We start from the raw sequence: 20,954 nt of genomic DNA, 5'->3' as shown, positions 1-20,954 counted from the left end.
GTTCTCTTTTCAGATTGAAGTTAAAGACTTCTTAGAAACTTTCCTTAGGTGAGTACGGACGTCAGCGAACTTCGTAGAAGTTCCATGACTAATTATTGAGCCTAAGGTCTCAATAATTCCGAGTGCCTGAAACTGTATTGTTTCAGGCACTTTTCTCACAGCGGAAAGTTTCAGTAGATGAATGTCTTAAATAATTAGAATTCATTTTATTTACCAATGAATCTATTAGCTAATTTTATGTAAAATGTTTATCAATATCTTAAAAAGAGAACCGTTTGGTTCTCTTCTCATTATTTCTTGAAATCATAGTCTTTTAAGATTTCAATTTTTTCAATTTTGATGTCCGTTTTTGGTTTGTCTTTATCATCGGTTTCGGCATATGCAATTTTATCGACGACATCCATGCCATCGACGACTTGTCCAAAGACAGTGTAGTTACCGCCATCAAGGGTTGGATTTCCACCATTTTTATAAGCATCGATGATCTTAGCTGGGAAGCGATCCGTCGGGAGCTTGCTAGAAATATCTTCCTTATTTTGGTTGATATAGAATTGACTACCGTTGGTATTTGGACCAGAATTGGCCATGGCTAGGGCTCCACGAAGGTTGTAAAGGTATGGAGAATACTCATTCTCAAAACCAGTACCTGAATCTTTTGATTTATCTTTGCCCTTCCAGATGGATTCACCACCAGTACCATCTCCCTTAGGATCCCCAGTTTGGATCATAAAGTTGTTAATGACACGGTGGAAAAGTAAACCATTGTAGTAGCCTTCTTTTGCATGGGTCAAGAAGTTCTCAACTGCAAGTGGGGCATATTTAGGGAAGAGCTTCACAGTGATGTCGCCTTCAGTCGTTGTGATTTTAACCTCCGCTTCGTCTTCAGCCACGTCAGTTGAAAGTTGTGGGAAGACGGCATTTTCATTGGTCATGGCGTCGTTAAAATCTTTGCGCAGTTGTTCTAATTTCTTTTGTTCTTCTTCAATTTTCTTTTGATCTTTTTCACTAGAGCTAGAAGTTGCTGTCTGCTCTGTCTTTTCTTTGCTTGAGCTTGAAGGGTTAGCGTCTGTCTTATTGGACGAACAAGCTGTTAAAGCCAAGCCGGAAAATAATAGTAGTGCGATTAATTTTTTCATATTCTTCCTTTCCAACATAGTTGTCTTTTTCTATTGTACCTTAATTTTGCGATACTTTCAAATGAAGACGGAAATCTCTGTTCACTAGAGTTATTTCAAGATTGACAAGGCTTGATAAATCACTAGTTAAAAAGGAATTTGCGGTTAGGTAGAAAATCAGGTATGATGGGAGATAACACTAAAAGAGGTATTTTCAAATGAGTTATAGCAAATTAAGAAAAAAATATGTCATACTACTTTGGATTGGGATGATTAGTTTATTTGTAGGCCATTTCTATTTATCTAGTCTGTATCCGGATCATCAAGACTTTTACTCGAATACCTTGCTAGTAGTGCTTGGTCTTCTATTTCTTCTTTATGTTTTGATGAATAAATGGTTTGGAAAAGAAGCTCTTAAGATTCTAAATGCTTCGACTGGAATCGATTTTTGGTATGAATGGTCTCAATCGGGAAATCGTGCTAGATTTAGTATAAGCAAACAATCTGCCCGTCTTGCTAGTGTGGTCTATTGCTACATGATCGGAGATTTTTCATCGGCAATCGATCGAATAGAGTATTTACAAAATCAAAACATAGCCAGGACTGATCGTTCATCCCTCTTGGGAATTTTCATAAAATCTTCCCTTCTTTCAGGAAATGCTATCAGCAAGGAAGAGATTCAGAAGAAGTTTTCTTATATTTCCTTCAAGGATGAAGCGGAAAAAGATGAAGCCCTTCAGAAGCAACTGGCCATCTATGACATTCTTGTGGACCAACAACCGAATGATTATTTTGATCATGTGAGCGGTTCACAGGCTTTTCAACGCTTGGAAAATCGTTATTTCAAAGGATTAAATGCCCAGTTAAAGGGAGATTTGGTGCAGGCTACTTCCTTATTTGAAGAAATCGCGCAAGAAGATGAACGTTTGTATTTTGTCCGGATGGCCAAGCAATGGTTAGTGAGTGAAGATCACTTTTTATCTGCTCTTGTACCTGCTCCAAAGCAGGAGTCTGATAGACTTGCAACTCTGACAGCTGATCTACCTCTTCCTGAGGTAGAACTTCCTAAAAAGAAGGGGAAAAAGAAATGGAAATGGTTATTGTTGATTTTTCCGATTCTTTTTGTCGGAGCGATCATCATGAACTTGGTGGAGTCCAATCGGCCAATTAATGGGATCTATTATTTGTCGGTCGATAATATGGAGACAAAAACTGCCTCGCTTAATAAAGAATCCTGGATCAAGATTGATGGAGATCATGTGATAGTGAAGGAGAAGGGTGAGGAGAAGACTTATCCTTTTGATCGGGAAGATATCGAGTTGACCGTCGATGGAAAGCAATATGATGGAATTTTACAATGGGGTTCACTGTCGCTTTTCGAGCAGTCTGACTCTTCACATGATATTCGTACTTACGTGAGTCGGTACAGTCCAATGTATTCCGGATACGAAAAGGGAACGGTCAGAGTTGAAAAACATTAAAAAGTGCCAAACAATGAGAGCTAGAAGGTGGATTGAGGTAAAAAAATCAATAAATGGATTCAAGAAAATTGAAAAAACAATCAATCTTTAAAGCAAGCTTTGAAGAGAGTCTCAATCTCGAAGATGATGGGTTTGTAAAGTTACAGCAAGAGCAACATGATAGGACAGCGAAATTTTTTAAGAATGGGTATGCTTCTCTTTGGTTTCGAATTCGAAGTTTGATTTTATCCCTTATTTTCCCTGTCGGTTTTAACTTCTTTCTGCTGATTGTATCAATAGAATTTCATGAAAGTAAGACGTTAACTCTTCCAATAGCTAAGCATGAATCCTTAACAGTAAATGTATTTTTAATCTTGGTTTTCATTTGGTTTTCCTTTATTGTGATTGGAAAGTGGGTGAAACGAGCTTACCTGTTACCATATCGCTATCAGTTTCATGCGTTTACGTTTATGGTTTGGTTCTTATTGGAAATGGATCTAGTTGTTTTTGACATTTTATTGGCAAATCTATCAACTTTTGAAATCATTGCTATTTATGGAATCATGATGATAGCAACTTACATGCTATTCACAATTGCGCTAGCAGGATTAAGAAAACTTATGTATGCAGAGCTTTCTGAAGATACTTTCCTTTATAAGATTGCAAAAATGATTTCTCTTTATGGGATGGCTATTTTAGGAATAGGGATCATTATCAAGCATATTTTGGGAATCTTTTCATTAGATGTTTCAACTTCCATCAAGGCATTTGGCTTTTTATTGCTGTGGATCTTTTGTAATATAGTAGTGGTTGCCATCATTGCTTTTATAGGTTTACCATACTTCCTCCAAGCCTACTACAAATGGAAATATCCTGAAGAATACCGTGAATGGGAAGGCAAATCTGTAGAAGAATGGTATGGCAAAAAGTATTTGAAGAAACACCAGGAGTACTTGAAACATGAATAAACATTTTGAAGAGATGTCATTTGATGAATTGAAATGCTACCGTAGAGAAGGTCTATGGAGATCTTTGGGACTATTGCTGGTCATTATTTTGGTGATTACGGGTATGGTCCTGATGGAAGTGAACCATGTTTCTCCATCCAATCAGAATCGTTTTCGAGTTATTGGTTTGACCATGGTCATTACGCTCTTTGGCTACCTTATGCCTCTGATGGCAGCAAATCGTGTGATGCGAGACCATCCGGATTGGGTTAAGAAATCAGGGATTCGAGCGAAAATTCCCTTGCCGATGGCTTGGCGTGTCAAAAGACTTTGCGTACTTGGAGCGAGTCTATTAGTGATTGGAGTAGGATTTACTTCGTCATTCAAACCACAAGTCCAACAAACAAATGTACAAAATCAAATCGATATCATTCAAATGGATAACGAATTGGAAAGAGAGCAAAAGGTCGATCAAGTTCTAGATACCATTACACCGGTGGATAAAAAATCTGAGTAAGATCCATTTCGAAATTTGAACATCATTGAATATCGTTCTAAACAGCTCTAAAGAACAGTGCCCACTCGGTGCTGTTTTTCTGCTTTCTGCTACAAATTTGTGAAAGTGATTTTACTAGAGAACTAGCTTGGAAATGTGATATAATAAAGGTTATGGCAAACAATAATCAATCAAAAAAAACACGGTCGACAAGACGACTGTCCAAAACAGAATTAGAAAGAAAAAAAGCAATTCATCGCATGATTGCGACCATTCTGATTAGTCTGGTCTTAATTTTTGCGGCCTTGAAATTGGGAGCAGTAGGGGTCTTGGCTTACAACTTGATCCGACTATTTGTTGGGAGTTTGGCTTACTTGGCTATTTTAGCGACCTTTTTCTACCTTTATGCCTTTAAATGGCTGGATAAACACGAGGGGGTGATTTCAGGATTCCTAAGTTTCTTTGCTGGGGTTCTTTTGATGTTTCAGGCCTTCTTTGTATCTTCGCTTCATTTAGACAATAATGGGATCAAGGTTACCTTTTCAAGAATCATGGCAGACTTGATTCATCTGCGGGTGGAGACTTTTGCTGGTGGTGGTATGATCGGTGCCCTTCTTTATGCTCCGATTTCCTTCCTGTTTTCAAATATTGGCTCTTATTTTATCGGTCTTCTCTTTATCGGGTTGGGGATCCTCTTGATGAGCCCTTACTCCATCTATGATTTGTTTGAAAAGGGGTCCGAAGCTTTCCATGCTTCTATGGAAAAACGCAAAGAACGTCGCGAGCAGAAATTCCTTGAAAAGGAAGCGAGAGCTGCTGAGGAAGCTGCTGCAGCTGAAAGAGAGCAAGAAGAAGCAAGAGCTGTTCTTCCAACTCCCCTTTCTATGGAAGGGCATCCTGTAGATCCTGAAACAGGAGAGGTGTTGGCGGAAGAGCCGTTTACAGAGTCCTTCCCAGAAGCTGAAATTGTTGCACCAGCAACACCAGAAATCTACCTGCCAGATGAAGGATGGCCGGAAGAGCCTGAAGAATATGAAGAGCTTTCGGTAGCCGAAGAATTCGAAGACGATGGGGAGGAAGTTCAGGTGGACTTCACACCTAAGGAACTCCTTCAGTACAAACTTCCAACGATTGATCTCTTTGCGCCTGATAAGCCGAAAAACCAATCCAAAGAGAAAAACATCGTTCGTCAGAACATCCGCATTTTGGAAGAAACCTTTGCAAGCTTTAACATCAAGGCGACAGTGGAGCGGGCGGAAATCGGCCCCTCTGTCACCAAGTATGAAGTTAAACCAGCTGTCGGTGTGCGGGTCAACCGTATCTCCAACCTAGCAGATGATTTGGCCCTAGCCCTAGCAGCCAAGGATGTGCGGATTGAAGCACCGATTCCAGGGAAATCTCTGGTCGGGATTGAAGTGCCCAACTCAGAGATTGCGACCGTTTCCTTCCGTGAATTGTGGGAGCAGTCCAAAACTGATCCTGCTAAACTCCTTGAGATTCCTCTTGGGAAGGCTGTTGATGGCTCAGCTCGGACCTTTGATTTGGCTCGGATGCCCCATCTCTTGGTAGCGGGTTCTACCGGATCTGGTAAGTCAGTAGCGGTCAATGGGATTATTTCGAGTATCTTGATGAAGGCCCGTCCGGACGAAGTCAAATTTATGATGGTCGATCCTAAGATGGTGGAGCTTTCTGTTTACAATGATATTCCTCACCTTTTGATTCCAGTGGTGACCAACCCACGCAAGGCCAGTCGGGCCCTACAAAAGGTTGTCGATGAGATGGAAAATCGCTATGAGCTCTTCTCGAAAGTGGGTGCTCGCAATATTGCTGGCTTTAATGCCAAGGTGGCGGAGTACAATGCCCAGTCTGAGATGAAGCAAGTACCACTTCCATTGATTGTGGTCATTGTCGATGAGTTGGCAGACTTGATGATGGTTGCAAGTAAAGAAGTGGAAGATGCCATTATTCGTCTTGGACAGAAGGCGCGTGCAGCAGGGATCCACATGATTCTTGCGACCCAACGGCCATCGGTTGACGTTATCTCAGGTTTGATCAAGGCCAATGTGCCTTCTCGTGTCGCTTTTGCGGTTTCATCTGGGACCGATTCACGGACCATCTTGGATGAAAATGGAGCGGAGAAATTACTCGGTCGCGGAGATATGCTCTTTAAACCGATCGATGAAAACCACCCGATTCGTCTGCAAGGATCCTTTATCTCAGATGACGATGTGGAGCGGATTGTCAACTTTGTCAAGGAGCAGGCAGAAGCCGATTATGATGATGCTTTTGATCCAGGCGAAGTATCGGAGTCGGACTTTGATGGAGGCATGGGTGGCACCGATGAGGGGGATCCTCTCTTTGAAGAGGCCAAGGCGCTCGTGGTTGAAACTCAAAAAGCCAGTGCTTCGATGATTCAGCGTCGCTTGTCAGTTGGCTTTAATCGAGCGACTCGCCTCATGGAAGAGTTGGAAGCAGCAGGTGTGATCGGTCCTGCTGAAGGAACCAAACCTCGGAAAGTATTGCAACAATCATAAGGATAGGGAAAAGGGCGCTTGTCCCACTCCCTTTTCTTTTTATAGAAAATAGAAAGTAGGACCAGATGAAGTTAGACATGATTCATCATATTGCCATCATTGGACGGAATCGCGATGCTATGTTGCATTTCTATGTGGAGCAGTTGGGCTTTGCGATTGTCAGTGAATATGACCGTCCTGAACGCGGAGATATCTTGATCAATCTCCGTCAGGGCCAGCTGACGTTAGAACTCTTTATCAAACCGACGGCCCCAGAACGGCCTAAGCTTCCCTTGCCCGAGCATGCGGGACTGCGTCATTTAGCCTTTAAAGTGGAAGATGTAGAGGTGTATCTAGCTAGATTGGATCAGCTAGGTATTGAGAATACAGGCCTTCGCTATGATGACTTTGATGGTAAGAAAATGGCATTTTTCTTCGATCCAGAAGGATTACCTTTGGAAATACATGAGTGAGGAACACAATGGATAGATTAGAAGGACTCAGTCAGGAAGAAGTAGCTAAAAAGATCCAAGAGGGCAAGCAAAATAAGGTTACAATCCAGACAGAAAAAAGCCTAGGACAGATCATTCGAGACAATGTCTTTACTTACTTTAATCTGATATTCCTGGTCTTGGCGGCCTTGCTGGTAGCAGTGAAGTCTTGGAACAATCTCTTGTTTGTCCCGATTGTCGTGGTCAACTCCTTAGTTGGAATTGTGCAGGAAGTCCGCTCTAGACGGATCTTGCGTCAGATGCAATTTCTACACATGAGTGAGGCGATCGCTCTTCGCGAAGGCAAAGAAGTCGCTCTACCTATCGATCAGCTGGTGGAGGGTGATCTAGTTCGCTTTCAAGCTGGAGATCAGATCTATGCGGATGGGATCTTGCTGGAGGGCGATCTAAAAGTCGATGAGTCGCAATTGACAGGTGAAGCGGATGAGGTCAAAAAAGGAGCGCAAGATGCGCTCATGTCAGGTAGCTTTGTGATTGCTGGTCAAGGACTAGCACGATTGGAAAAAGTGGGGAATGACTCCTACATCAACCAATTGAGCTTGGAAGCCAAGCAGGTCAAGTCCCATGAGGAGTCTGATATGGTTCATGCAGTTAACCGCATCGTAGGGATCATTGGTCTCCTTATCATTCCGCTAGGTTCCCTCCTTTTTCTTCGTAGCTATATCAGCCTAGGTGACAGCCTTAAGCTCAGTGTGACTTCAACAGTCGGAGCCTTGATCGGGATGATTCCAGAAGGTTTGTACCTCTTGATGACCTTGGCGCTGGCTCTTGGTGCTGTCAGATTGGCCAAGGAAAAGGTCTTGCTCAATAGCATGAAGGGGATTGAGACCTTATCGCGCGTGGATGTCCTTTGTGTCGATAAGACAGGGACCATTACAGAGCCTGGTATGGAAGTGACAGAGATTCGTCCAGTTAAAGACGATCAAGACCTGGAAGTTCTAGCTCAGTATGTAGAAGCTAGTATGGATCAAAACGATACCATGGATGCCCTCCGAAATTTTCACAAGACGCCAGTTAGCAGGTCTTGGAAGACTCTTGAAATACTGCCCTTTACGTCCAAAAAAAAGTATGGGGCCATTGCCTTTGAATCGGGGATCTATGTATTAGGCGCACCAGAATTTGTTTTACGAGAAAGCTTCTCTGAGCTTGGAAAAGAGATCGCCCCTGCTACGCAGGCAGGTAATCGGGTCTTGGCCTTTGGAAAATATAGGGGAGAAGACCTTAGAGAGACGTTAGAGGCTCCTGTAGATTTAGTAGCCTGGATTATTCTCTCCAATCCTTTGAGAAAAAATGCCAAAGAAACCTTCGCCTACTTTAAAGAACAAGGTGTAACCATTAAGGTCATTTCAGGGGACAACCCTGCTACCGTCTCAGCTATTGCACAAAAAGCAGGAATTGAAGGAGCTGAAGACCGGATCGATACCAGAACCTTACTGACGGAAGAAGACTTGCACCAAGCGGCGAGCCAGTATACAATCTTTGGTCGGGTGACCCCAGAGCAAAAGAAAAGCCTTGTAGAAGGCTTGCAGGCAAAGGGGCATAAAGTAGCTATGACCGGAGATGGTGTCAACGATATTTTAGCCTTAAAAACAGCGGATTGTAGTATTGCGATGGAATCTGGAAATGATGCGACCAAAAAGATGGCGCAAGTGGTCTTACTGGATTCTGACTTTGGGAAGATGCCGTCAATCGTGGCAGAAGGTCGGCGGGTGGTCAATAACATTCAACGATCAGCCAGTCTCTTTTTGATCAAGAATATCTTCTCCATTTTGTTGGCCATCTCAGTGACGCTCTTAGCCTTTACCTATCCAATCATGCCGTCGCAGATGTCTTTGATCAGTGGTTTTACAATTGGGATTCCAGGATTCTTCCTAGCGCTTGAGCCCAATAGCGAGCGTATCAAAGGACGCTTTATCGAAACGGTCTTTAAAAATGCACTGCCTGCTGCCTTGACGGATTTTATACTGATCTTTAGTTTAGTACTGTTCTCTTCAGCGTTTGGCATCAAGTCGGAAGAACTCTCGAGTGCAGCCATCTGCTTGATGGCCTTCGTCGGATTTACCATCATTTATCAAGAATCCCAGCCTCTCAATCACTACAAGAGACTGGTTCTTCTAGGAAATATCCTAGCTTTTCTGGTTTCAAGTAGTATCCTAGGGAAATTCTTTAACATGAGCCCCTTGAGACTTCAAACGCTGTTTATCTGCGCCATCATGGAAGTTCTCGCTCTCGTCTTGATTCAACTCTTCAAGAAGTTAGTGGGCTGGTTCTTTCATCGGAAGAAATAAAAGAAAGAGAGTGGGACAGAAATCGGTAATTCGTTAGAATTCGATTTCGTCGTCCCACCTCCGCACAGTTGAGTAGGGCTGTAAAAGCTGATGAAATCGGCGTAGTAGAGCCCACTCAACCACTGCGTCTTGCTCGACAATCCAAAAACAATTAAGAGGCTAGGACTTTTGTCCCAGCCTCCTTTTGGTATTAGATAAACAAACTAGCTGTTAAGATCAGGTAGAGCAAGAAGGTAACCAGAAATCCAGCACGCCAGAAGTATTTGATAAATTTAGGATAGTAAAAACTCTTTTTCTTTTTTAAGAAATAAATCGTTAGCCCCAGGGCTAAAAGAGACAGACTCAAGGACAGCAAAGGTAAGAGGCTGTGGTAAAAGGCATTGTCTGAGATCAAATAGTACTCCAAAGCAAATAAAGGAAAGGCAATATCTGTGGATCGCCATCCTCTTTTTTGGAGTTTAAAGAGGTGAACAATGATGCCACTCAGAATTAGCGTTAAAAAAATAAATAATACAGAAGCAACTTTGATTAACATAGCTTCATTCTATCATAAAACGAAAAAAAAGTTTACTATATTTTAATTTTTTCTTGCAAAAAAAGAGAAATCGTGTATAATAGAAAGGTATGCACAAAGCATACTTGTGGGAGGTAAAAATCTGTAATTACCGCCAAAACCACAAAGGAGGATTTAAGAAATGGCTAAAAAAGTCGAAAAACTTGTAAAATTGCAAATCCCTGCTGGTAAAGCTACTCCAGCTCCACCGGTTGGTCCAGCGCTTGGTCAAGCAGGTATCAACATCATGGGATTCACTAAAGAGTTTAACGCTCGTACAGCTGATCAAGCTGGTATGATCATCCCAGTTGTTATCACTGTTTATGAAGACAAATCATTCGATTTCGTTACAAAAACACCACCAGCTGCTGTTCTTTTGAAAAAAGCTGCAGGTGTTGAAAAAGGTTCAGGTACACCGAACAAAACGAAAGTTGCAACTGTAACTCGTGCACAAGTACAACAAATCGCTGAAACTAAGATGCCAGATTTGAACGCTGCAAACATTGAGTCTGCAATGCGTATGATCGAAGGTACTGCTCGTTCTATGGGATTCACTGTTACTGACTAATTGTAACAATCCTATTTGCCCGCAATACACTTGATCAAATGACGAGTGACGTGGGAGATGAAAATCGATATGACCACATTACAAGGAGAAAGATAAAATGGCTAAAAAAAGCAAACAACTTCGTGCTGCTCTTGAAAAAATCGACAGCACAAAAGTCTACAGCGTAGAAGAAGCTGTAGCTCTTGCAAAAGAAACTAACTTTGCAAAATTTGACGCAACTGTAGAAGTTGCTTACAACTTGAATATCGACGTGAAAAAAGCTGACCAACAAATCCGTGGTGCAATGGTATTGCCAAACGGAACTGGTAAAACTGCTCGCGTTCTTGTATTTGCACGTGGTGCAAAAGCTGAAGAAGCAAAAGCTGCTGGTGCAGACTTCGTAGGTGAAGATGACCTTGTTGCGAAAATCAACGATGGTTGGTTGGACTTCGACGTAGTTATCGCTACACCTGACATGATGGCTCTTGTTGGACGTCTTGGACGTGTCCTTGGACCACGTAACTTGATGCCAAACCCTAAAACTGGTACAGTAACAATGGATGTTGCGAAAGCTGTTGAAGAGTCTAAAGGTGGTAAAATCACTTACCGTGCTGATAAAGCAGGTATCGTTCAAGCGATCATCGGTAAAGTTTCATTCGATGATACTAAATTGGTTGAAAACTTTAAAGCTTTCAACGACACAATCCAAAAAGCAAAACCAGCTACAGCTAAAGGTACTTACGTAACTAGCTTGACTTTGACTACAACTCAAGGTCCTGGTATCAAAGTGGATGTTAACTCACTTTAATTGAAATGAAAAGCTGCCTTCGGGTAGCTTTTTTTGTGTCAAAAACTTTTAACAAAATCACCAGAAAACGCTTACAAACCAGAAGTAAAATGTTATACTAGATCTATCAAAAAATAAGGAGATCTATTATGAAGAAAGATCACAACCAATTAAATTGGCTCATGGTCTCACTCATTGCTTTTAATATGGTGTGGGGATTGGGAAATGTCGTGAATAACTATTCGACCCAAGGCATTTCTGTTATTGTTTCCTGGATCCTGATCTTGGCAATTTATTTCATTCCCTATGCTTTGATCGTTGGCCAATTGGGCTCAACCTTTAAAGAAAGTGGGGGTGGTGTCAGTGAGTGGGTTGAAAAGACATCTACAAAACGTCTCGCCTATTTTGCGGCTTGGACCTACTGGGTTGTACATATTCCCTATTTAGCTCAAAAACCTCAACGAATTCTGATTTCTCTAGGTTGGGTTCTTCAAGGGAATGACAAATTTGTGAGTGGCTTAAGCATCCAATGGGTGGTTATCCTTTGCTTGATTATTTTTGGAATTTTTCTCTATCTCTCTACCAAAGGTTTGACGACCTTGAAAGTCATTGGTGGTTTGGCTGGTAGTGCCATGCTGATCATGTCCTTCCTTTTTGTCTTATTAGCAGTTGGAGTTCCTTTCATCAATCCGGGTATGCAATTTGCGACCCAACATATGGATCAGGTGAGCACCTATATTCCAAACTTTGACTTCTCTTATTTTACTACTATTTCTCTCTTAGTCTTTGCGGTAGGTGGAGCTGAGAAGATCTCTCCTTATGTCAACCAAACCCGTAATCCTGCGCGTGAATTTCCGAAAGGAATGATTGTTATGGCAATCATGGTTGGACTTTCTGCCATCCTTGGTTCCTTGGCTATGGGGATGCTCTTTGACAGTGGACATATTCCAGAAGATTTGATGCGAAATGGAGCCTTCCAAGCTTTCCAAATTCTTGGGAAACACTGGGGAGTTGGGAATGTCTTAGTGATTGTCTATGCTTTGACAGACATGATTGGACAAATCGCAGCCCTGGCCTTTTCGATTGATGCTCCGCTTCAAATCTTGCTCCATAATGCAGACGATGAATATATTCCTTCTTGGCTTCGCAAACGTAGCAAGAAAGGCGTCTTGACCAATGGTTACCTCCTGACAGGAATTTTGGTCAGTCTTCTTATCGTCGTTCCCCTCTTTGGGATTCAAGAAATCGATGGGTTAGTAAAATGGATGACCAACCTGAATTCTGTTGTGATGCCAATGCGGTACCTCTGGGTCTTCTTTGCCTATATCATGCTCAATCGTGCTTGGAAGAAGTACAAAGATGCAGAATACAAGATGACCAAGAGTCCAAAACTAGGCTTTATTATTGGAGCTTGGTGCTTCCTGTTCACGGCCTTTGCCTGTATTTTAGGGATGGTGCCAAAAGTGGACTTTAAGGTGGACCCAGTCGCTTGGCAATTCTCTCTATTGACCAATATCTTGACTCCGCTTGTCTTGATTGCATTAGGCATTATTTTGCCATGGATTGCCCGTCGCGAAAAGAAAAAAGTCTAATGGTAAATCCTAGTCCTCGGACTGGGATTTTTCCTTGTTAGACAGCTTTTTGAAAATAAAAAATTTTGATGGATATGACTATATAAAAAACGTAATTTATGGTAAAATAATACAGATCAAAAAAGGAGAGAGAAAATGGTAGAACCTAAGTATAAACGTATCTTAATCAAGCTATCTGGTGAAGCCCTTGCTGGCGAACGTGGTGTCGGAATCGATATCAAAACTGTCCAAAAAATGGCTCAAGAAATCAAGGAAGTTCACGAACTTGGAATTGAAATTGCCTTGGTTATCGGTGGTGGAAATCTTTGGCGTGGAGAACCTGCTGCTGAAGCAGGGATGGATCGTGTCCAAGCAGACTACACAGGGATGCTCGGAACTGTCATGAATGCTCTTGTGATGGCAGATTCGCTTCAACAAGTTGGTGTGGATACCCGTGTTCAAACAGCGATTGCCATGCAACAAGTCGCAGAACCTTATATCCGTGGTCGTGCCCTTCGTCACCTTGAAAAAGATCGGATCGTGATCTTTGGTGCCGGGATTGGTTCTCCTTACTTCTCAACAGATACGACCGCAGCCCTTCGTGCAGCTGAAATTGAAGCAGATGCCATTCTTATGGCCAAAAATGGGGTGGATGGTGTTTACAATGCCGACCCGAAAAAAGATGCTTCAGCTGTGAAATTTGAGGAATTGACCCACCGTGATGTCATCAACAAAGGTCTTCGCATCATGGACTCAACAGCCTCCACTCTCTCCATGGACAACGACATTGACTTGGTTGTCTTTAATATGAATGAACCAGGCAATATCAAACGCGTTGTCTTTGGTGAAAATATCGGTACAACTGTATCAAATAACGTAGAAAAATAATAGAAAATAGAGGAAAATTATGGCAAACCCAATCGTAGAAAAAGCAAAAGAAAGAATGACTCAGTCTCACCAAAGTTTGGGACGTGAATTTGGTAGCATCCGTGCTGGACGTGCAAATGCAAGTCTTTTGGATCGTATTTTCGTAGAATACTATGGAGTAGAGACTCCATTGAACCAATTGGCATCTATCACGATTCCAGAAGCGCGTGTCTTGTTGATCACACCATTTGATAAATCATCTTTGAAAGACATCGAGCACAGCATCAATGCATCTGACCTTGGTATCACTCCAGCCAATGATGGGTCTGTTATCCGCTTGGTCATCCCAGCTTTGACAGAAGAAACTCGTCGTGACTTGGCAAAAGAAGTGAAAAAAGTAGGTGAAAATGCTAAAGTAGCGATCCGTAACATTCGCCGTGATGCTATGGACGAAGCGAAGAAACAAGAAAAAGCAAAAGAAATCACAGAAGATGAATTGAAAGGTCTTGAAAAAGAGATCCAAAAAGTAACGGATGATGCGGTCAAACATGTAGATGAAATGACAGCTCACAAAGAAAAAGAATTGATGGAAGTTTAATCCATCTCAACCACTACAGGAAAGAAAGACTCAGTTGGCACTGCTGGCTGGGTTTTATTTCCATTATTCTTGTGAAGAAGCAAGAGGAAAGAAGGAAACATGAATACGAATCTAGCAAGCTACATCATGGGAATGGTCATTGATGAAAATGATCACTTCTATTTTGTTCAAAAAGATGGCCAGATCTACGCGCTTGATAAAGCAGAAGGATCGCATCAAGTCGGAGAAAGTGTTAAGGGCTTTGCCTATACCGATATGAAGCAAAAGCTCCGACTCACGACGCTTGAAGTCACTGCGACTCAAGAAAGCTTTGGCTGGGGAACGGTCACGGAAGTGCGCAAGGACCTGGGAGTCTTTGTCGATACAGGGCTTCCAGATAAGCAGATTGTTGTCTCACTAGATATCCTACCGGAGATCAAAGATCTATGGCCTAAAAAGGGCGATCGTCTCTATATTCGCTTAGAAGTTGATAAGAAAGATCGTATTTGGGGGATCTTGGCCTATCAGGAAGATTTCCAGCGTTTGGCTCGTCCAGCTTACAACAATATGCAAAACCAAAACTGGCCAGCCATTGTCTACCGCTTGAAATTGTCTGGGACTTTTGTCTATCTCCCAGAGAACAATATGCTGGGCTTTATCCATCCAAGTGAGCGCTATGTAGAACCACGCTTGGGACAAGTCCTAGATGCCCGGGTCATTGGATTCCGTGAGGTGGATCGGACCTTGAACTTGTCGCTGAAGCCACGATCTTTTGAAATGCTTGAAAACGATGCTCAAATGATTCTGACCTATTTGGAAGCCAATGGAGGCTTTATGACTTTGAATGATAAATCGTCTCCAGAAGATATCAAGGCAACCTTTGGGATTTCAAAAGGGCAGTTCAAAAAGGCTTTGGGTGGGCTGATGAAGGCTAAAAAAATCAAGCAAGACCAATTTGGAACAGAGTTGATCTAAAAGGGGGCTTATGCGAAAATCGTTTTATACTTGGCTGATGACAGAGCGCAATCCTAAAAGCAATGCTCCTAAGGCCCTTCTGGCGGACCTAGCTTTTCACGAGTCTGCTTTTCCTAAGCATACAGATGACTTTGATGAAGTCAGTCGCTATCTAGAAGAGCATGCTAGCTTTTCCTTTAATCTTAGCGATTTTGATGCCATTTGGGAAGAATACCAAGCCCACTAGAAAAGGACAGGTCGAGAATGGTTTTTTCTCGGCCTCTTTGTTATAATAATAGAAAAACACAGGTAGAGAGGTTCTTTATTTGCAAGAACATTCAGTTGAAATTACATTAACGCATCCAGACGATCTTTTTCATTTGTTTGGATCTAACGAACGCCATCTCCGTTTGATGGAGCAAGAATTTGGGGTGACTATTCACGCCCGGACAGAAATCGTCCAAATCATTGGAGAAGAAGAAAGCTGCGAGCAGGTTCGTCAGGTCATCCAGGCTCTCTTGGTCCTAGTGAATCGTGGCATGACTATCGGGACGCCGGATGTGGTGACCGCCATTCAAATGGTTCGCAATGATGAATTAGATAAGTTTATCGCTCTGTATGAAGAAGAGATTATCAAGGATAGTTATGGCAAGCCTATTCGGGTTAAAACGCTGGGTCAAAAGATTTATGTCGATAGTGTCAAAAATCATGATGTCACCTTTGGAATCGGACCAGCGGGGACAGGGAAAACCTTCCTAGCGGTGACCTTGGCCGTCACAGCTCTCAAGCGTGGTCAAGTCAAGCGCATTATTTTGACTCGTCCAGCTGTAGAAGCCGGAGAAAGCCTTGGTTTCCTTCCAGGAGATCTCAAAGAAAAAGTAGACCCTTATCTCCGTCCGGTCTATGATGCTCTTTACCAAATCCTGGGCAAGGACCAAACAACTCGGATGATGGAGCGTGAGATTATCGAGATAGCACCTTTGGCCTATATGCGGGGGCGGACCTTGGACGATGCCTTTGTCATTCTCGATGAAGCGCAAAATACCACCATCATGCAGATGAAGATGTTCTTGACCCGTCTTGGTTTTAACTCCAAGATGATTGTCAATGGAGACACCAGCCAGATTGACCTTCCACGAAATGTCAAATCCGGTTTGATTGATGCTCAGGAGAAGTTGAAGAACATTTCTCAAATTGACTTTGTACATTTCTCTGCCAAGGATGTCGTTCGCCATCCGGTAGTAGCAGAGATTATCCGGGCCTACGAGCCCATCCCAAATCCAGTCCTCAAAGAAAAACTGGATGTGGAAGAAGAAGCAGAATAAAAGAAGAGGCAAAGATCAGAGGATCTTTGCCTTAAATTGACGATAAAATCATTTTCTAGACTTTCCTTAGGTGAGAACGGACGTCAACGAACTTCTTTGAAGTTCCATGACTAATAATTGAGCCTAAGGTCTCAATTATTCCGAGTGCTTGAAACTAAATTGTTTCAGGCACTTTTCTCACGGCGGAAAGTCTCTGAAAATGATCTAAAAAACTCAAAACAACTTGTTTTTTCCAAAACTTTTTTAATTAGTTCAGATGAAAAAATAAGTTGCTTATTTTTTTCGATGATAATTCTTTAAATATATGATTGTTTAAACCAATTCATCAATTGGTGTGAAGTTACGTTCTAGGCCTTCTGCGACCGGTTGGCTTGTGATATGGCCTTGGTAAGTAGTAACTCCTTCTCGCAAGCCTTCATCAAGGGCGATAGCCTTATGGAAGCCTTTGTCAGCCAAAGCTTCGACGTAAGGAAGGGTCACATTGGTAAGAGCGATGGTAGAAGTGCGTGCGACAGCCCCTGGAATATTGGCAACAGCATAGTGGAGCACGCCATGTTTTTCGTAAACAGGCTCTGTATGTGTTGTCACACGGTCTGCTGTTTCGATAACTCCACCTTGGTCCACGGCTACGTCGACGATGACGGAACCTGGACGCATTTGTTTAACCATATCGTCCGTCACTAATTTTGGAGCTTTTGCACCAGGAATCAAGACAGCCCCAATGACAACATCGGCATCACGGACACTGGCTTCAATATTAAATGGATTAGACATGAGGGTTTGGATTTGATGACCGAAGACATCTTCCAGAACAGACAAACGTTTGGCACTAATATCCAGAATGGTAACCTGTGCACCGAGTCCAAGAGCGATACGGGCCGCATGGGTTCCAACGACCCCACCACCGATGATGGTGACTTTTCCTTTTGGAACACCAGGTACACCACCTAGGAGGACGCCTGATCCTCCTTCTTGTTTGGTCAAGAAGTGAGCCCCGATTTGCACCGCCATGCGTCCAGCAACCTCACTCATTGGTACCAAGAGTGGCAATTGTCCATCTTGGTCTCGTACAGTTTCATAGGCTACCCCAGTTGTCTTAGCGGCGACCATAGCATCTGCTAATTCAGGAGCTGCAGCCATGTGCAAGTAAGTGAAGAGCAAGAGGTCTTCACGAAGGAAGCCATATTCTTCGGCAAGAGGTTCTTTCACTTTAACCACTAATTCAGCTGCCCAAGCTTCTGCAGCAGTCGCAACGATAGTTGCCCCTTGTTTAACGTAATCTTCATCTGCAAAGCCAGAACCGAGTCCGGCATTGGTTTCCACCAAAACTTGGTGACCTTTGCCTACCAAGCTGTGTACCCCTGCAGGTGTCAAACCAACACGATTTTCGTTGTTTTTAATTTCTTTTGGAATTCCAATTAGCATCGTTTTCTCCTTACTCGGATTCAGGTGTAAAAAGATCATTGGTGTGAGATTGCTCTCCTAACTCAATGACCTTTTTCACTCCTCAGCCGATTGTTTTTATTGGTTGTTTTTATTTTATAGAAAAGCGAGCTAAAAAGCAAGAAAAATTTGAGCTTGCCTTCCTTTAGGTTATTTGCTAAACTAATCCCTAAAGAAGGAGTGTCAAATGGAAAATTTATATGTAAAGTTAGCAGCTTATCGTAAAGTGGAGACAGAGCGTTTGCACTTGCGTCCGGTCACTCTTGAGGATGCACCGGCTATGTTTGAGTACGCTTCTGATGAAGCTGTTACACGCTACACTTTTCCAACCAATCAAAGTCTAGAAGAGACGCGTAATAATATTGCCCTCTTTTACCTAGCGAGCCCACTTGGAAGATGGGGGATTGAACTCAAAGAGAATGGAAAATTTATTGGGACGATTGATTTACTGGATTTGGATCTTTGTCTGAAAAAGGGGAGTATCGGCTATGTTCTGAATAAAGACTATTGGAACCAGGGTCTTGCGACAGAGGCTACCAAGATAGTCATTGCCTTGGCTTTTGAACAGTTAGGGATGAACAAGCTCATTGCCGTCCATGATAAGGACAACCCAGCTTCTGGACGGGTGATGGCCAAATCAGGGATGAAATATTCTCACGAGGAGCCCTACGCGATGCTAGACCTGCATGAAGAAGGGCGAATGGTGACGAGAGTCCATTATGTTCTTACAAAGGAAGAATATTTGGCAGAAAAATGAGTCAGGATATTGACAAAAGACCACTCTCCATGATATAGTAGATAGGTACTGCTGGTTTAGCTCAGTCGGTAGAGCGCATCCATGGTAAGGATGAGGTCGCCGGTTCAATCCCGGCAACTAGCATAGCAGAAGAGAGAAGCTTAGAGAGAATCTAGGCTTCTTTTTTTGCGAGTTCATCTTTAACAGTCTTGCTTTTTTCAACAATTTTCCAAAAAACGTTGACAAGCACTGAAATCCGTGGTAAAGTTAGAACAACAAAGAGAAAGGAGAAAACCATCATGAACAAAGTAGATGTTTTGATGACACAATTAAATACACCACTTCTCCAATCTCAGTTGAGTTCCATGTAAACAATGAATGAAACCCAAGATGGAGGAGTCTGTCTTGGGTTTTTTGTATGCATTTTTGCCTGCCTTAACTGAATTGGTGATAGGCATCAGAAGGCCCAAGTGTGGACTGAGCACGTACTCAGCTCCTACTTGGGTTTTTTCTGTGCTATTTTGAAAAGGAGAATATATGATCAGAGCTATTTGGGAGTATATCTGGGAGCATAAGTGGCTGTATCTCAGCATCGCTGTGGTCCTAGTGATTTATGATTATACGATTTTAATACCGACACAGGTCATTCAACGATTGGTTGATCAGCTAAGCAAGCAGACCTTGACCCAGTCAAGTTTTGTAAGGGATATTAGCCTTTTGTTTGCGACAACCATCTTAAATTATACGGCAGCTTATTACTGGCATTTGAAGCTATTTCAAGCTTCGGTGCGGTACAAGGGTAGATTACAGGGGCAAGCTTTTCGGAAGCTTGTAGCCATGAGGCGACCCTTTTATGAAAAATTTCGCTCAGGGGATCTCTTGACTCGATTTACTACGGATGTGGACGGGATGATGGAGATGGTTGGTTACGGGCTGATGATTGTTGTCTATGCAGGTGGCTTGTTTCTCTTTATCATTCCGACCATGTTTTTGATTTCCTGGCAGCTGAGCTTGATTTCTTTTATTCCTATGTTTTTTTTAATCTTATCGACCTATCATTTAGGGAAAAAAGAAGAGGAATATGTGGATAAAAACCGAGATGCGGTGGCGCAACTAAATGATGAGGTCTTGGAATCCATTGAAGGAATTCGGGTCATGCGGGCCTATAGTCGCAGGGAGCGTCAAGTACAGCAATTTCAAAAACGGACTGAAAGTTTAGCCAAAACGGGGGATAAGATTGCTTCTATCCAGAATGCTCTGGGTCCCTTTGCTCTCTTCTTTATTGGGGTTTCTACTGTTCTTCTCTTGGTCTGTGGGGGTCACTTCTTGAAATCTGGACAGATTAGCTTGGGCCAACTTTTGGGCCTAGAATTGTATCTAGTAGCTTTAATCGAGCCAATGTGGATGTTAGCGGATTTCATCCTTGTCTATCAAACAGGAAAGACCTCATACAAAAAGTTGTCAGAATTGGTTGAAGAGGATGATGATTTGGAACCGGATGGTGAGAAATGGCTAGAGGAGCTTGATGAAGTGGTCTTTGAGAACTATTCCTTTACCTATCCAATGGCGGAAAAGGAAAGTCTATCGCAGATTGATTTGCGGTTCAATAAAGGGCAAACCATTGGAATTGTGGGTCGAACAGGAGCTGGAAAGACAAGTTTGGTCCGTCAATTCTTACGTCAATACCCTCTCGGACAAGGGAAATTTACCATCAATGGACAGCCTGTTGCTCGCTACGTGAGACGCTCCATTGAGGAAAAAATCGGCTACGTCTCTCAAGAACATATTCTGTTCTCGAAGTCTATTTTAGAAAATATTTCCCTTGGTAAGAAAGGAGCTAATCAAGAGGAAATCATGGAAGCTATTGCTCAGGCAGCCTTCGCAGATGATTTGGAACGGATGTCGGATGGTCTGGATACTCTGATTGGAGAAAAGGGAGTATCCGTATCAGGAGGACAGAAGCAGCGGATTTCCTTAGCACGCGCCTTTTTACGTGACGCCCAGTTGCTCCTTTTAGACGATTCCTTATCGGCAGTGGATGCTAAGACAGAACAGGCTATTATCGAAACGATACAAAATGAGCGACAAGGGAAGACCACCTTGATAGTCTCTCACCGCCTCTCAGCTGTCCATCAGGCAGATTGGATTTTGGTGCTGGATCAGGGACGGATTGTGGAAGAAGGGACAGCTAGTGATTTACTGGCTCAAGAAGGTTGGTATTATGAACAATACCAACGGCAACAAAGACAGGAGGGAGAGTAAG

General features: G+C 42.6%; 19 protein-coding genes and 1 tRNA gene. 17 read left to right on the top strand and 3 right to left on the bottom strand.

Annotation, left to right across the window (positions count from 1 at the left end; translation table 11 throughout):
* Positions 1-290: 290 nt before the first annotated feature.
* Positions 291-1,136: a peptidylprolyl isomerase gene (locus tag HMPREF9186_RS03600; protein WP_009731460.1), complete on the bottom strand. Its 846-nt coding sequence runs from the start codon at positions 1,134-1,136 to the stop codon at positions 291-293.
* A 197-nt stretch (positions 1,137-1,333) separates the two neighbouring features.
* On the opposite strand from HMPREF9186_RS03600, the gene HMPREF9186_RS03595 reads away from it, so the two are divergent.
* The 6 genes from HMPREF9186_RS03595 (at position 1,334) to HMPREF9186_RS03570 (ending at position 9,331) form a co-directional block, all read left to right on the top strand.
* Positions 1,334-2,596, top strand: coding sequence for a hypothetical protein (locus tag HMPREF9186_RS03595; protein WP_009731459.1), 1,263 nt, complete (start codon positions 1,334-1,336; stop codon positions 2,594-2,596).
* Positions 2,597-2,664: 68 nt separating this feature from the next.
* Entirely contained in the window at positions 2,665-3,543 is an 879-nt protein-coding gene (locus HMPREF9186_RS03590; protein ID WP_037614042.1) for a hypothetical protein, read from the top strand.
* Entirely contained in the window at positions 3,536-4,039 is a 504-nt protein-coding gene (locus HMPREF9186_RS03585; RefSeq protein ID WP_009731457.1) for a hypothetical protein, read from the top strand. The genes HMPREF9186_RS03590 and HMPREF9186_RS03585 overlap by 8 nt, the downstream gene beginning before the upstream one ends.
* Before the next feature lie 152 nt (positions 4,040-4,191).
* Positions 4,192-6,552, top strand: a complete 2,361-nt coding sequence (locus HMPREF9186_RS03580) for a DNA translocase FtsK (protein ID WP_037613914.1) — start codon at positions 4,192-4,194, stop codon at positions 6,550-6,552.
* Positions 6,553-6,617: 65 nt separating this feature from the next.
* On the top strand, positions 6,618-7,004 hold the full coding sequence (gloA2, locus tag HMPREF9186_RS03575) for an SMU1112c/YaeR family gloxylase I-like metalloprotein (RefSeq protein WP_009731455.1): 387 nt from the start codon (positions 6,618-6,620) through the stop codon (positions 7,002-7,004).
* Positions 7,005-7,012: 8 nt separating this feature from the next.
* Positions 7,013-9,331 carry an HAD-IC family P-type ATPase gene (locus HMPREF9186_RS03570; RefSeq protein WP_009731454.1) on the top strand — a complete coding sequence of 773 codons (2,319 nt, stop codon included), beginning with the start codon at positions 7,013-7,015 and terminating at the stop codon, positions 9,329-9,331.
* 190 nt (positions 9,332-9,521) lie between these two features.
* On the opposite strand, the gene HMPREF9186_RS03565 is transcribed toward HMPREF9186_RS03570, so the two are convergent.
* Positions 9,522-9,866: a DUF3397 family protein gene (locus tag HMPREF9186_RS03565; protein WP_009731453.1), complete on the bottom strand. Its 345-nt coding sequence runs from the start codon at positions 9,864-9,866 to the stop codon at positions 9,522-9,524.
* Between the two features lie 160 nt (positions 9,867-10,026).
* Here HMPREF9186_RS03565 and rplK point away from each other — a divergent pair, with 160 nt between their 5' ends.
* From rplK to HMPREF9186_RS03525, 8 genes are all read left to right on the top strand, one after another.
* A complete protein-coding gene (gene rplK / locus HMPREF9186_RS03560) occupies positions 10,027-10,452 on the top strand; it encodes a 50S ribosomal protein L11 (RefSeq protein ID WP_003005369.1) in 426 nt (141 codons plus the stop codon).
* Positions 10,453-10,549: 97 nt separating this feature from the next.
* Positions 10,550-11,239 carry a 50S ribosomal protein L1 gene (rplA, locus tag HMPREF9186_RS03555; RefSeq protein WP_003005355.1) on the top strand — a complete coding sequence of 230 codons (690 nt, stop codon included), beginning with the start codon at positions 10,550-10,552 and terminating at the stop codon, positions 11,237-11,239.
* Between the two features lie 128 nt (positions 11,240-11,367).
* Positions 11,368-12,810, top strand: a complete 1,443-nt coding sequence (locus HMPREF9186_RS03550; RefSeq protein WP_009731452.1) for an APC family permease — start codon at positions 11,368-11,370, stop codon at positions 12,808-12,810.
* 135 nt (positions 12,811-12,945) lie between these two features.
* Positions 12,946-13,677 carry a UMP kinase gene (pyrH, locus tag HMPREF9186_RS03545; RefSeq protein WP_009731451.1) on the top strand — a complete coding sequence of 244 codons (732 nt, stop codon included), beginning with the start codon at positions 12,946-12,948 and terminating at the stop codon, positions 13,675-13,677.
* A gap of 19 nt (positions 13,678-13,696) precedes the next feature.
* Positions 13,697-14,254 (top strand): ribosome recycling factor, encoded by a 558-nt coding sequence (frr, locus tag HMPREF9186_RS03540; RefSeq protein WP_003005165.1) that lies wholly within the window; start codon positions 13,697-13,699, stop codon positions 14,252-14,254.
* Between the two features lie 99 nt (positions 14,255-14,353).
* A complete protein-coding gene (cvfB, locus tag HMPREF9186_RS03535) occupies positions 14,354-15,208 on the top strand; it encodes an RNA-binding virulence regulatory protein CvfB (RefSeq protein ID WP_009731450.1) in 855 nt (284 codons plus the stop codon).
* Between the two features lie 10 nt (positions 15,209-15,218).
* Positions 15,219-15,434, top strand: coding sequence for a YozE family protein (locus HMPREF9186_RS03530; protein WP_009731449.1), 216 nt, complete (start codon positions 15,219-15,221; stop codon positions 15,432-15,434).
* A gap of 79 nt (positions 15,435-15,513) precedes the next feature.
* Positions 15,514-16,512: a PhoH family protein gene (locus HMPREF9186_RS03525; RefSeq protein WP_009731448.1), complete on the top strand. Its 999-nt coding sequence runs from the start codon at positions 15,514-15,516 to the stop codon at positions 16,510-16,512.
* Positions 16,513-16,824: 312 nt separating this feature from the next.
* On the opposite strand, the gene ald is transcribed toward HMPREF9186_RS03525, so the two are convergent.
* Complete coding sequence (gene ald, locus HMPREF9186_RS03520; RefSeq protein ID WP_009731447.1) at positions 16,825-17,937, bottom strand: alanine dehydrogenase; 1,113 nt, start codon at positions 17,935-17,937, stop codon at positions 16,825-16,827.
* A 205-nt stretch (positions 17,938-18,142) separates the two neighbouring features.
* Between ald and HMPREF9186_RS03515 the strand changes: the two genes are divergently transcribed.
* The 3 genes from HMPREF9186_RS03515 (at position 18,143) to HMPREF9186_RS03500 (ending at position 20,953) form a co-directional block, all read left to right on the top strand.
* Positions 18,143-18,712 carry a GNAT family N-acetyltransferase gene (locus tag HMPREF9186_RS03515; RefSeq protein WP_009731446.1) on the top strand — a complete coding sequence of 190 codons (570 nt, stop codon included), beginning with the start codon at positions 18,143-18,145 and terminating at the stop codon, positions 18,710-18,712.
* 50 nt (positions 18,713-18,762) lie between these two features.
* Positions 18,763-18,835 (top strand) — tRNA-Thr (locus HMPREF9186_RS03510).
* Positions 18,836-19,228: 393 nt separating this feature from the next.
* Positions 19,229-20,953, top strand: a complete 1,725-nt coding sequence (locus HMPREF9186_RS03500; RefSeq protein ID WP_009731445.1) for an ABC transporter ATP-binding protein — start codon at positions 19,229-19,231, stop codon at positions 20,951-20,953.
* Position 20,954: the final 1 nt, after the last annotated feature.

The sequence above is a fragment of the Streptococcus sp. F0442 genome (genome assembly GCF_000314795.2).
In the GTDB taxonomy this organism is placed as follows: domain Bacteria; phylum Bacillota; class Bacilli; order Lactobacillales; family Streptococcaceae; genus Streptococcus.
Note: the sequence above shows the minus strand (reverse complement) of the source record. Positions and strands in the feature narration are given on the sequence as shown.

What these genes read in the sequence shown, in the direction of transcription:
- HMPREF9186_RS03600 (WP_009731460.1), bottom strand. Translation starts at nt 1,136, where the DNA reads ATGAAAAAATTAATCGCACTACTATTATTTTCCGGCTTGGCTTTAACA.
- HMPREF9186_RS03595 (WP_009731459.1), top strand. Translation starts at nt 1,334, where the DNA reads ATGAGTTATAGCAAATTAAGAAAAAAATATGTCATACTACTTTGGATT.
- HMPREF9186_RS03585 (WP_009731457.1), top strand. Translation starts at nt 3,536, where the DNA reads ATGAATAAACATTTTGAAGAGATGTCATTTGATGAATTGAAATGCTAC.
- HMPREF9186_RS03580 (WP_037613914.1), top strand. Translation starts at nt 4,192, where the DNA reads ATGGCAAACAATAATCAATCAAAAAAAACACGGTCGACAAGACGACTG.
- gloA2 (WP_009731455.1), top strand. Translation starts at nt 6,618, where the DNA reads ATGAAGTTAGACATGATTCATCATATTGCCATCATTGGACGGAATCGC.
- HMPREF9186_RS03570 (WP_009731454.1), top strand. Translation starts at nt 7,013, where the DNA reads ATGGATAGATTAGAAGGACTCAGTCAGGAAGAAGTAGCTAAAAAGATC.
- HMPREF9186_RS03565 (WP_009731453.1), bottom strand. Translation starts at nt 9,866, where the DNA reads ATGTTAATCAAAGTTGCTTCTGTATTATTTATTTTTTTAACGCTAATT.
- rplK (WP_003005369.1), top strand. Translation starts at nt 10,027, where the DNA reads ATGGCTAAAAAAGTCGAAAAACTTGTAAAATTGCAAATCCCTGCTGGT.
- rplA (WP_003005355.1), top strand. Translation starts at nt 10,550, where the DNA reads ATGGCTAAAAAAAGCAAACAACTTCGTGCTGCTCTTGAAAAAATCGAC.
- HMPREF9186_RS03550 (WP_009731452.1), top strand. Translation starts at nt 11,368, where the DNA reads ATGAAGAAAGATCACAACCAATTAAATTGGCTCATGGTCTCACTCATT.
- pyrH (WP_009731451.1), top strand. Translation starts at nt 12,946, where the DNA reads ATGGTAGAACCTAAGTATAAACGTATCTTAATCAAGCTATCTGGTGAA.
- frr (WP_003005165.1), top strand. Translation starts at nt 13,697, where the DNA reads ATGGCAAACCCAATCGTAGAAAAAGCAAAAGAAAGAATGACTCAGTCT.
- cvfB (WP_009731450.1), top strand. Translation starts at nt 14,354, where the DNA reads ATGAATACGAATCTAGCAAGCTACATCATGGGAATGGTCATTGATGAA.
- HMPREF9186_RS03530 (WP_009731449.1), top strand. Translation starts at nt 15,219, where the DNA reads ATGCGAAAATCGTTTTATACTTGGCTGATGACAGAGCGCAATCCTAAA.
- ald (WP_009731447.1), bottom strand. Translation starts at nt 17,937, where the DNA reads ATGCTAATTGGAATTCCAAAAGAAATTAAAAACAACGAAAATCGTGTT.
- HMPREF9186_RS03515 (WP_009731446.1), top strand. Translation starts at nt 18,143, where the DNA reads ATGGAAAATTTATATGTAAAGTTAGCAGCTTATCGTAAAGTGGAGACA.
- HMPREF9186_RS03500 (WP_009731445.1), top strand. Translation starts at nt 19,229, where the DNA reads ATGATCAGAGCTATTTGGGAGTATATCTGGGAGCATAAGTGGCTGTAT.